This window comes from Sphingomonas sp. ABOLG, from assembly GCF_003950435.1.
In the GTDB taxonomy this organism is placed as follows: Bacteria; Pseudomonadota; Alphaproteobacteria; order Sphingomonadales; family Sphingomonadaceae; genus Sphingomonas; species Sphingomonas panaciterrae.
In genome coordinates this window covers 25240-35305 of record NZ_QQWW01000020.1, presented here as the reverse complement: position 1 = coordinate 35305, position 10066 = coordinate 25240, and the positions used below count along the sequence as shown (strand labels likewise).

The window sequence follows — 10066 nt, the reverse complement described above, 5'->3', positions numbered from 1 at the left end:
ATCGCCAGGGTCGCCGGCGACTGGCCCGCCACCCGCTGGGACGAGCTGATGCCGTGGAACTGGGTGCCCCAGACAGATCAGCCAACAGCCCAAGCCGCATAAACTGCGGTCCTCACGCCACGCTTACCCTTCTCGCCATTGTCACAGGCGATCTCCAGCCCGTCGGAGCACCAGAGCGTGTTGCGCTGGTAGAGGTGACTCGGTTTATCTAAACAGCCTCGCGGTCTGGGATAGGTGGACTGCCGCAGTTGGTCACGCCGCTGCGAGAAGCGGCTGGTTGAAGTATATCTGGTCGGGCGTGCGGCCGCCAAGCGCGGAGTGCGGCCGGACGGCGTTGTAGAAGCCGAGGTAGCGGTCGATGCCGGCGCGAGCCTCAGGGACCGATGCATAGGCGTTGAGGTAAACCTCCTCGCATTTCACCGAGCGCCAGAGGCGCTCCACGAACACGTTGTCGCGCCAGCGACCCTTTCCGTCCATGCTGATGGCGATCTGCTCGCGGTGCAGCACGGCGGTGAAGGCGGTGCTCGTGAACTGCGCCCCCTGGTCGCTGTTGAAGATCGCCGGCTTGCCGTAGCGGGCCAGCGCCTCCTCCAGTGCCTCGATGCAGAACCCCGCGTCGAGCGAGATCGACACCCGCCACGCCAGCACGCGCCGGCTGAACCGGTCGATGATCGCGACCAGATACACGAAGCCGCGCGCCATCGGCACGTAGGTGATATCCGTCGCCCAGACCAGGTTCGGGCGCGTCACCGCCAGCTTGTGCAGCAGATACGGATAGACCTTGTGCCCCGGCGTCGGCTTCGACGTGTTCGGCCGGCGGTAGAGCGCCTCGATCCGCATCCGCTTCATCAGCGTGGCGACATGGAGCCGGCCCACCTCGACGCCCTCCTGCCGGAGCAGGTCACGCAGCATCCGGCTACCCGCGAACGGGTAGAGCAGGTGCAGCTCGTCGATACGCCGCATGATCGCCAGGTCACCGTCCGACACGGGGCGCGGCAGATAGTAGATGCTGCCGCGGCTGATGCCGAGCTGCCGCGCCTGAGCAGCCAGCGGCAGCGCGTGACCACGGTCGATCATCGCTTTGCGCTCGGCAACAGACCTGCCTTCCCGAGCGCACCGGCCAAAAAATCGTTCGCCAGCGTCAGCTCGCCGATCTTGGCGTGCAGCACCGTCACGTCGACCGCCGGTTCCGCGGGAGCGGGCGCCGCGCCGAACACGTCCGCCGCGCCCTCCAGCAGCCGTGCCCGCCACTGGTTGATGAGGTTCGGGTGCACATCATACTGCTGCGCCAGCTCCGCCAGCGTCTTGTCACCTCTCACGGCAGCCAACGCCACCTTGGCCTTGAACGCCGGACTGTGGTTCCGGCGCGGTCGCTTGCTCATCTTGCCTCCTGCTCGCGGCCAGCATGGCCGCTGTCAGATCGGCAATCCACTTATCCCCGCTGTGCAGATTCCCCGAGACACCTCTGGTCGACGGCAACGCGGCCGTCGTGACGGCGCTCCTGGTGCCGTTCACCGCCTCGCTGGAGCAGCAGCCCATGCACCTTCATGACGCGGTAGACGCGCTTGGGATTGGGCGCCGCGCGCCCGGCCTGCTCGGCTTGGCGGCGCAGCAGGGCATGGACGCGGCGATAGCCGTAGGTGGGCAGATCGGCGACGAGCAGCCGGATGTCGGCGACCAGCTCGGCATCCGACAGCGGTGGTCGTCCGCGCGGTCGTGGCGGTGGTCGATTACACGTCGCAGACAGATGCGGGCGGGCGATGCCGAGCGCGTCGGCTACCGCGGTCACAGAACGTCCCCTGGCAACGAGGTCGAGCGCAAGAGAAGTTTTTTTGGGCCTGCGGCCCGGGACACGGCCTCGCGCAGCAGCTCGTTCTCCATGGCCTTCTTGCCGAGCAGCCGCTGCAGCTCGCGCACCTGCGCCTCCAGCGCCCGGTACTCCGACGCTGGCACCACCTCCTCGCCGGCTGCCGCAGCGGTCAGCGCACCCTGCTTCATCAGGCGTCGCCAGGTGAAGACCTGGCTGCCGCTGATGCCGTGCTGGCGGGCGACGAGCGACACGCTCATCCCCGGCAAGTACGTCTCCTCGACGATCCGGACCTTCTCCTCCGGTGTCCACCGCCTCCGGCGCTGAACACCGGAGAGGACCTCGCCGTCATTGTAACGCTTGGTCGTACCGTCAGTCATATGCCTCACTCTTATCTAAGAGCGAAACCCTGTCAGGTCATTTGAGGGGCCACCTCAGTCGCTCACCGCTATCATGCACGCAAACGTACGGGTGCGTCGCTCGTGGGCGCCAGCGGCATGAGTATGGCTGACGTCGAGCTGCTAGTCGCACGTTTCTTGACCGAGCGGCACGGCAACGCGTCACCGTCATGGCTAACGTGCCAGCTGCGCGTCAGCTGGAAAGCAGCCGAGCGGATCCTCGCCGAGCTGGACTATGACCACGTGCCAGCACCAAGCTAACCCCGTTCTACCGACCCCACTCGTTTCATCACGCACAGAATGTCACCAGCCGCGACCTAGCAGCGACTCCCCCTCACACAGCCGTTGGCATCGGCGGCCGATTAGCCCGGCACCACTCCTCCCAAGCCACACGCCCGGCTGCGTTATCGCGCGGGGAGCACCATTGGTGACGCAGGCTGTGCCACAATTGCTCGGCTCTCGGCGTCGGGATGCCGAACATGCAGTTCAAGCCGGATTGTTCGTTCTTGTTCGCCTTGGTGCGACGTTCGCGGGCGGCGAGGATCATGCGCCCCATCTTGTACTCGATCGGTGCCTCGAACAAGCTGTCCAGGATTTGGTATCTCGCTCGCTCGGCGATGACCTGCGCTGCGCGCTCGATCTCTTCCCGCTCCTTGTCGGTAGCGTGTTGACGCGCCAGTTGTTCGAGATCGGCGAGGAAGCCGTCGCGCCCAACGATAACGACACGGTGGCTGGTTTGCAGGTCGTTCGCCAGCTGCTGGATAGCGGCGGCGTAGCTCGACGCGCCGCGCGCGGTCAGCTTCACCATAGGGCGAAGCTCGAGTTGGAAGCGACTGTCGGCGTGGTGATGCACGACCAGCGAATCGTCGATGGCGGTAAGGTGCTGGCGATAGCCGCTCGCCGAATAGATCGGGTGGATGACGATGAGCTTAGGCGGATGCGTGTTCACGATGATTTCCTTTGTTTGTCGAAGACCGGATCAGCGGCCGATGTTGCGGGAAAGCGGTGTCGCGTAGGGCGAGCCGCCGAAGATGAGCTGCTGGAGCAGCGCCTGTCCTGCCGTGATGCCGAGCAGGCGCTCGACCTTGTCACGGTACGGGGGAGCGGCGGCACGTCCGATGCCGGTGGCGCCGATGCTGAGTGCCGGCCCGGCCTCATCGGAGGCGATGAGGAAGGCCCCGCGTTCGTCCGCGACCCACAACCGCAGAGCCTGATGGTGGGCGACATGCCCGTCATCATTGAGCGCGACGTCGATCTCGAAATCGTGGCCGGACAGCATCGTGTCCGTCCAGGTGGCGATGACGCTCACGCCTTCCTTCAACGCTAACGGCTTGAGCGCATATGGGTCGAGCGCGCGGCTCTGGTCACTGCCGGCGATCACGACGCCGCATGGCAGCACCAGCGCCCGTCCGATTGCGGCGAAGTAGCGCTCGTTGCCATCGCCGCCGATGAGGCTGGCGAGCGCGTTGATCGCGCGGTCGCGATATGCCTGAGCGTCACGGATCATCTGTCTGGCCTTCTCTTGCTGCCCGCCCAGCGGGTCATTTCATCGATTTTCACGGGATCACGTCCCTCGTCATCCTCCTCACCCACGCCTCGGCACGGTCGAGCCCGGCTTGCCGTTCGTCGGCGGACACCCACGGCACTGCCGCTGCATGATGCAGCGCGTTGCCGAGGCGGAAGCCGAGCGGCGTGTCACCAGCGGCGGCGGGCACCAGCCACGCTTCGCCGCCATCGGTGAGCCAGAGCGCCGCCGGTTGCATCCATCCCGTTTCCCGACCCGACCAGATCGCTATCGCGAAGGCGGGCCGCTCGCCTCGCGGAAGCGAGACGATCACCGCGTCGCTGCGCGTTTCGCGCACGACCGGCGCCACCTGGCGGATCGCGAACGGCAGCGCGGCGCTGGTCGGCACCAGAATTATCTGCGCGGCGTGGACGTACAGGTATTGCGCGAATGCGTTGCTGGGCAACGGCCCGCGGTCGAAGCGCCAGCCGACCTTGGCGGCGAGAACGAGCGCCATCTGCAGCGCGCGAGCCTCAGCGGCCGCACGCATCTTGTTGGGAGTCAATGGTCTTGCCTTTCAGGAGTAGGTGTCGGCCACCCGCCACATCTTGATCTTGGGCAACGGCAGCGTGCCCGCGACTGCGCGCAGCTGTCGTAACGCTGCCTGGTCGACCGACAGCCGCAGCGTTTCGCCGATCGATGCGCCATCCAGTTCGACTGCGGGACGCTCGGTCGCTGCCACAATCGCGCGGCTGCCGGGCCCGCATCGCAGTTCAAGCCGGCTCAGTGATTCGAGGAGCAGGGCAGCACGTTCGCCGTGTGCCGCACCTTTGATCTCGCCCGCGGAGGCGAATCGCGCGGCCCGCGCGGCATCAATGCCAAGCGCCGCGCAGGTCAGCAGTGGGTCGAGCCGATGCGTGTGGAGGAGGCGGTCGGTCTCGGCCACCTCCCCCGGTGCCGCTCACGACGACGCCAATAGCGTGTCGAAGCGCGCTCGCACCATCGGCCACAATCGATCGCCATTCAACGCAGCGACGTGGCCACCCCAACCGATGCCGGTCAGCGTACGGATACCGAGCACGATATGGCAGTGCGGGGTCGCGGTATTGGCGACGAGGCCGGGCACATGCTGCACCACCAGCGCCGGTATCGAGAACTGCTCGACCAGCTCGGACGCCAGCGTGTGCGCCAACCGCCAGGCGTGATGCAACCGCGCGGGCGTCCAGGTCAGCGTGACGTAGCTGAGCAACGCCTTGCCGCCCACGTGGACTGCATCGATCTCGGTAAACAGCACCTTGGGGCAGGTGTAACGATCGTCGGCGTCGCGCGGCAGGATAACCTCATGTCGATACGCGCCGCATCGCCACGGCTGATCGGCGGCGTCGACGTCGATCAGCAATTTGGCCGCGGCGAACGCTCCGGCGCTGTTGACGCGTCCGCGATGTTCCGGCCGGAGCGTGCCGGTCATGCAGCGCGGCCAATCCGAGTCGGGCGGATCGCCCGACAACACCAGCCAGGTGTGCGGATTGGTGTCGCTCGGCGGCTTGTCGCTACTCACGACGACGGGCTTGATCGCCGGCATCAGCGCACCTCCGCCGGCTGGAGGATGCGGTTGCAGGCATGCGCGGCGCGCTGGATGCCGTTCTCACGCTCGGTGAGCGAGGCGTACGGCGGAATCATCTCCAGGCAGAAGCCATCGGGCGACACCGACACGGCCGCGCCGAACAGTGCCGGCACCAGCCAAGCACTGCCGGCGTCGTGGTATAGGGTGAAGCCGCGCTCCGCCCACACTGCGCAGGGCAGCGAGCCGAGTGCCACGTCCACGCCGATCGGCCCACCGCGCCTAGCCTCACCGACGCGAAGCAGGACGACGTCGAGGTGATGCTCGGCCGCCACCGCCTCGATCTGCGCGGCGAACAGCGGGGATGCGGCGCTGGTCGCGACAATGAGCGCGTCGCGCTCGGGCACGTGAATCGCGGGCGAGGGTAGGCGGCGCACGGGCAGGTAATCGTAGCTGTCGCTGGCACCGAGTGCTTCGAGCAACAGCCCGATCGCGGTGCTCGCCGGGCTGCAACCCAGCGGGATGAGGGTATCCATGTCTTGGGGCTTTCGCTTGCGTCGCCGCCCGCCGACGTGGCGAGCAGCAAGCCCCTTCTCGATTTCACTTCAATATCGGGGCTCGACGAGCATTCCCGAAACTTCTCCTACCATCGGCGGCGCCGACGCCGGCGTCCGGTCACGCAGGTGACCGGCGTTGCATGATCGACCGTATGGCAGGCGAGCCGCCTCCCTGCCGGGCGTTTCGCCTACTTCTTCTCGCGTGCCGCGAAGATCGAGAGTGGCCCCCGTGCACCCGCCTTGCTCGGGTCGGCACGCTTGATCGCATCGCGTACCTTGCGCTGTTTGGCCGCACGCACCGTCCGCTCGGCTTGGTCGAGTTCATCGTGCAGTTGCGCCAGCGGGTCGCCACCGTCCTCGTCAAGGAAGGCGTGGATCAAGCGCATCTTCTCTACCGGATCGTCGGTCATGGCCGTTCCCTATCCTTGGTCGCCGCCTCTACTGTTCGTTTTAGGCGACGTCGAAGCGTCGCGAGCTGCTGCGTGTTTATACCGAGATGTGCCTGGAGCGCATCACCCTGCATCCCGGTCAGCACTGCGTCCAGCAAATGCTTGAGGGGCGGGTCGGCTTCCACCTTCTGTCTGATCAACGTCAAGGTTTGCCGATGATAGCTTGCATCCAGCACGGTGCGATCGGGAAGCGGTGCATCGTTCACCGCGTCATGCTTGCTCAAGTCCAGCTGGGCGGTGCGTGCAACGCGGCTGCTCGTACGCTCGGTTGAAACCAGGCTCCTCATAACGCCGATCAGCGTGTTGACGATGTCGGAAGTCCGTTTGCAGCGGCGTCGCCCGTCGAGAACCCGTACGAACGCCTCCTGCCGGAGGTCGTCTGACAGGATGCGATGATCATAGGCGAGATAGCGTGACCACCCTCGCAGCCGCGCCCATTGTGTCGCGTCTAAAGAACGAAGTCTCTGCCGCACCTCGTCGGTGTTGAGGTAGTCCGGGGTAATGCAAGGCTCGGTCACCGACAAAATAACACCCTCCCCTCACGATAGCGCTGCACGAGGCATTCTCGGACAAAAACGAAAAACTTTTTCTGTCGTGTCCGAACGGATCGATGGCCGCGCCTATACTGGATGAACGCCGTTTGCGTCGAGTGGCTTGGCCGATGATGCCGTCGTGAGCACCGATCGCGGCAGTTTGTCACCCTTGCTATAAGTACATCAACGAACACTCCTCATACCGGATGCTCGTCGGCGTTCTTGCACCCGCTCTATTTTGGAGAACTTTGTTATGGCCCGACCCAAGAACGCCGACCCTGAAGCAACCCGCGCGCGCATCCTCGCCGCCGCCGAGCAGATCGTCAAAGACGAGGGCTGGAGCGCCCTGGCGGCAAGAAAGATTGCGGCCGCAACCAATCTGTCTGCGACGACGGTGAGCGCCGCTTTCCGCGGCATGGCCAAGATCGAGCACGAACTCGTCAAGCGCGCCTTCTCGCCGCTGATCGACGCGCCGGCGCTTTTTGCTAAAGGGCAGTCATTCAGCATCGCGGAACTTGCGTCCGCCCCGCTGCTGGCCGATCCGACGCTCGCCCGCCTCGTTATTCAGGTTTCAGCACAGGCTGGTGGTCGCATAGGCGCCGCCGCCCGCCTGTCGCGACTGTTCGAAAAATGCTGGACAATCACGCACGATCATCTCAGCCGTTGGGAGGCAGGTCCGCCGCTCGTCCGCGACGCCGCACTCTCCAGAGATGACGTCGCGGATCGCATCCTGGACCGCTATTTCGCCGCCGCGCTGCTGGTCGCCCGCGATCCACAGATCGGCGCAGCCTCGCTTCACGCGCGGTTGTAGCGGCTTCGACAGCTGCACGCGGCGGCGGTCACCGCCCCATCCCTCCACCGGGTGGTAGGGTTGGCAGATCATCATCATCGCGGGTTGTGCCGTCCAACACGTCATTGTCAGCTTTGTCGGCATCACCGGGGCGTGAATGATGCTGCGCTACGCGGGCTGGACGATGCGAGCCACCCGGACCTTTCACCGGCAGAGACGATCTGGGTCGCGAGCTCTTTGACGGCGGCGCGGACGTGGGCAGCGATGCGGATCGAGCGGTCGCCGCCAGACGCATCCGCATGGGCGTCGGCGCGACATCTGTCATGTCGCCTGATTCCTGCCGCACCGATGATGGCTGTCTGACAGGCGTGCGGGGAACGGGCTCACTCTCGTTGGTGCGTGTCGCCGCGGAGGCGATCTGCCGTTCCAGCGCGCGGCGGCGCTCCACCAGATCCTTGTCGACCAGGAAGGCACCGAGCCCGTGCCGCTGCGCGAGCGTGAACGCCTGCTCGCGGAACTCGGGACTGCCACGCAGCGAAATCCTGCCGTCGAACTTGACCACTGCCAATCGGAGCGCGGCGAGCAACGCCGCGTCATCGTCGCGCGCGATCACCTCGACTCTTGGACCTCGATCGATAAACGCGGTCGCGCTCCGCTCATCGCGCGCATACCGTATACCGTCCGAGCACGGGAACGGCTTGAAGCCATCGACTTCGCCCGGCTCGCGCACGCTCGTCCACCTCTGCCCCGCAATCGACGGCAAGGGTGGCGCGCTCTGCCGATGGCGCCAGCGCGTGGCCATCTCACTCTCGTTCTTGCCGTAGAGAAAGCTCTCCAGATTGGGTGCGGGTGCAGGCGGCTTCTCACGCGGCGGTCTGGTGCCGCGTGCCAGTGCCTCCGCCCTCGCGCGTTCGACAACCGTGAGCGCCTTCTCGCGGGCTCGCGCTCGCTTGCGGCGGGTTTCCCCTTCCTTCCGCCACCGCTGCATCGCCTCGCGCTCGGCCCGGTATTCGTCGGCGCGGAACGCGTGCGGGAAGCGATCGACATCCGGATCACGGCTGGCGACGACCACGTCCGCCGCGCGCGGCTCAAATGCCCCCAACCTGCGCGCCACTCGCTCGCGGGTGATGCTGCGATGCACGGTGGAGGCTGCGACGCGATCCTCGCCGATGGTCAAAACCGCTCCATTGGTGCCGACCTTGTCATAGGTGATGCCCACGGCCGCCAACTGCCGGTGCAGATCAGCCCAAGATGAAGCCGCGAGGATAATTGGAACGGCTTCGTCGAGCGCGATCCGCTGCGCTGAGCGGTAGCCGGTCCGCACCTCGGCCGCCGCCGCGCCGATCGTGATCGGCTTCGCGCCCATTGCCTGCTTGCCGCGGGCCTCGCTCGTTAGAACCGGACGCCCGTCCACCACCGTGTAACGGGCGTTCTTCTCCGCCTGCCAGACGAAGCGATCGACGATCAGCGCCACTGCCTCGTGCGCGGCATTGATGTCCCAGTAATTGTGGATCGCCTTCATCCGTCCCGCCGCGCCATCATAGCGATTGATCGCGAGATGCAGGTGGCGGTTATGCGTGTCGCCGTGACAGGCGTAGATGCATGGCTGATCAGCCATGCCGAGGTGATCGAGGAACATCGCCGTCACCTGATCGAGCTGCTCGGCGCTCGGAATCTCGCCCTCGCGCCAGGACAGCAGCCAGTGATCGACCGGGTTCTCGCTCCGCTCCGCCGCCCGCGCGATCGCGATCATCTCGGCCCGCTGGCCCGCCCGCGTCTCGCTCACCAGCCCGCTCGCGCCCGCGTGGATCAGCCGCTCGCCCACTGTCTGGCCGAGCTTGGCCTCCAGCATATAGGCGACCATGTAGGCCTTCTCGGGGCTGTCCTTCTCCGGTGAGTGAAGATAGTCGACCAGTCGCCGTGTCTGTCCGGCACGTCGCGTCGGCGACGGACCCTGGCCCGCATCGCGCACGATCTTCTTGACGATCATGGTGCGTCCACCTGGTCGTCAGCCTCCGCGATCGCAGCGCCCGCGAGCCGGTCGATGCTCGCCCGCACCGCGCGCAGCGCGGCGTCCATGTCTTCGCGCTGGGCGGACGGCCTGTCGGCTAGCCGTTGCAGCTGGCGACCGATATCGTGCAGCTCCTTGATCGTGCGCAGTGCAACCGCGTGGCGTGCGCCGCCGCCGAGCGCGCGGCCGAGCAGATAGCCGGAGATGCTGTCGTCACCGGCGAGACGTTGCAGCGCGGCCTTCTGCTCGGCCGTCACCCGCAGATTGATCTGCTCGCTCTTGAGCGCGACCGCCGCCCCCTTGGCGGTGCCCTGCCCGGCCGCTCGCTTATCGCTCTTCTTCGTCATGCCCCTCTCACCTGCGACAAGCCCTCGGCGCGGAGCAGGAGCGCTCCTGAGCGCTGGTAGTGTATATACACTACCCATCCTGCTTTCCTTCCATTTCCTCATCTACGCG

The 10066-nt window shown here is 66.0% G+C and carries 14 protein-coding genes; 1 reads left to right on the top strand and 13 read right to left on the bottom strand.

Features of this window, described 5'->3' with window-relative positions:
- Positions 1 to 252: 252 nt before the first annotated feature.
- The 11 genes from CA236_RS17010 to CA236_RS16960 all read right to left on the bottom strand — a co-directional run bounded on the left by CA236_RS17010 (position 253) and on the right by CA236_RS16960 (position 6800).
- Positions 253 to 1382, bottom strand: a protein-coding gene (locus CA236_RS17010) for an IS3 family transposase (RefSeq protein ID WP_125946521.1) whose coding sequence is annotated in 2 segments (ribosomal slippage) — positions 253 to 1121 and positions 1121 to 1382 — 1131 coding nt in all. Because the reading frame shifts where the segments join, the coding sequence is not laid out codon by codon here.
- A gap of 50 nt (positions 1383 to 1432) precedes the next feature.
- On the bottom strand, positions 1433 to 1789 hold the full coding sequence (locus CA236_RS17005; RefSeq protein ID WP_125946520.1) for an IS3 family transposase: 357 nt from the start codon (positions 1787 to 1789) through the stop codon (positions 1433 to 1435).
- Positions 1786 to 2187, bottom strand: coding sequence for a transposase (locus CA236_RS17000; RefSeq protein WP_125946519.1), 402 nt, complete (start codon positions 2185 to 2187; stop codon positions 1786 to 1788). The genes CA236_RS17005 and CA236_RS17000 overlap by 4 nt, the downstream gene beginning before the upstream one ends.
- Positions 2188 to 2539: 352 nt before the next feature.
- On the bottom strand, positions 2540 to 3154 hold the full coding sequence (locus tag CA236_RS16995; protein WP_125946518.1) for a hypothetical protein: 615 nt from the start codon (positions 3152 to 3154) through the stop codon (positions 2540 to 2542).
- 30 nt (positions 3155 to 3184) lie between these two features.
- A complete protein-coding gene (locus CA236_RS16990) occupies positions 3185 to 3712 on the bottom strand; it encodes a hypothetical protein (RefSeq protein WP_125946517.1) in 528 nt (175 codons plus the stop codon).
- A gap of 49 nt (positions 3713 to 3761) precedes the next feature.
- Entirely contained in the window at positions 3762 to 4274 is a 513-nt protein-coding gene (locus tag CA236_RS16985) for a hypothetical protein (RefSeq protein WP_164518976.1), read from the bottom strand.
- 12 nt (positions 4275 to 4286) lie between these two features.
- A complete protein-coding gene (locus CA236_RS16980) occupies positions 4287 to 4655 on the bottom strand; it encodes a hypothetical protein (RefSeq protein ID WP_125946515.1) in 369 nt (122 codons plus the stop codon).
- Between the two features lie 15 nt (positions 4656 to 4670).
- A complete protein-coding gene (locus CA236_RS16975; protein WP_125946514.1) occupies positions 4671 to 5291 on the bottom strand; it encodes a hypothetical protein in 621 nt (206 codons plus the stop codon).
- Positions 5291 to 5806, bottom strand: coding sequence for a hypothetical protein (locus CA236_RS16970; protein ID WP_125946513.1), 516 nt, complete (start codon positions 5804 to 5806; stop codon positions 5291 to 5293). The genes CA236_RS16975 and CA236_RS16970 overlap by 1 nt, the downstream gene beginning before the upstream one ends.
- Positions 5807 to 6015: 209 nt before the next feature.
- A complete protein-coding gene (locus CA236_RS16965; RefSeq protein ID WP_125946512.1) occupies positions 6016 to 6237 on the bottom strand; it encodes a hypothetical protein in 222 nt (73 codons plus the stop codon).
- Positions 6234 to 6800, bottom strand: coding sequence for a hypothetical protein (locus CA236_RS16960; RefSeq protein ID WP_125946511.1), 567 nt, complete (start codon positions 6798 to 6800; stop codon positions 6234 to 6236). The genes CA236_RS16965 and CA236_RS16960 overlap by 4 nt, the downstream gene beginning before the upstream one ends.
- A gap of 424 nt (positions 6801 to 7224) precedes the next feature.
- On the opposite strand from CA236_RS16960, the gene CA236_RS16955 reads away from it, so the two are divergent.
- On the top strand, positions 7225 to 7620 hold the full coding sequence (locus CA236_RS16955) for a hypothetical protein (RefSeq protein ID WP_125946510.1): 396 nt from the start codon (positions 7225 to 7227) through the stop codon (positions 7618 to 7620).
- Positions 7621 to 7648: 28 nt separating this feature from the next.
- On the opposite strand, the gene CA236_RS16950 is transcribed toward CA236_RS16955, so the two are convergent.
- On the bottom strand, positions 7649 to 9589 hold the full coding sequence (locus CA236_RS16950) for an LPD7 domain-containing protein (RefSeq protein WP_125946509.1): 1941 nt from the start codon (positions 9587 to 9589) through the stop codon (positions 7649 to 7651).
- Positions 9586 to 9957, bottom strand: coding sequence for a hypothetical protein (locus CA236_RS16945; RefSeq protein WP_125946508.1), 372 nt, complete (start codon positions 9955 to 9957; stop codon positions 9586 to 9588). The genes CA236_RS16950 and CA236_RS16945 overlap by 4 nt, the downstream gene beginning before the upstream one ends.
- Positions 9958 to 10066 lie beyond the last annotated feature (109 nt).

Coding starts and splice junctions, on each gene's coding strand:
- CA236_RS16955 (WP_125946510.1), top strand. CDS start 7,225: ATGGCCAAGATCGAGCACGAACTCGTCAAGCGCGCCTTCTCGCCGCTG.
- CA236_RS16965 (WP_125946512.1), bottom strand. CDS start 6,237: ATGACCGACGATCCGGTAGAGAAGATGCGCTTGATCCACGCCTTCCTT.
- CA236_RS16945 (WP_125946508.1), bottom strand. CDS start 9,957: ATGACGAAGAAGAGCGATAAGCGAGCGGCCGGGCAGGGCACCGCCAAG.
- CA236_RS16975 (WP_125946514.1), bottom strand. CDS start 5,291: ATGCCGGCGATCAAGCCCGTCGTCGTGAGTAGCGACAAGCCGCCGAGC.
- CA236_RS17000 (WP_125946519.1), bottom strand. CDS start 2,187: ATGACTGACGGTACGACCAAGCGTTACAATGACGGCGAGGTCCTCTCC.
- CA236_RS16990 (WP_125946517.1), bottom strand. CDS start 3,712: ATGATCCGTGACGCTCAGGCATATCGCGACCGCGCGATCAACGCGCTC.
- CA236_RS16950 (WP_125946509.1), bottom strand. CDS start 9,589: ATGATCGTCAAGAAGATCGTGCGCGATGCGGGCCAGGGTCCGTCGCCG.
- CA236_RS16970 (WP_125946513.1), bottom strand. CDS start 5,806: ATGGATACCCTCATCCCGCTGGGTTGCAGCCCGGCGAGCACCGCGATC.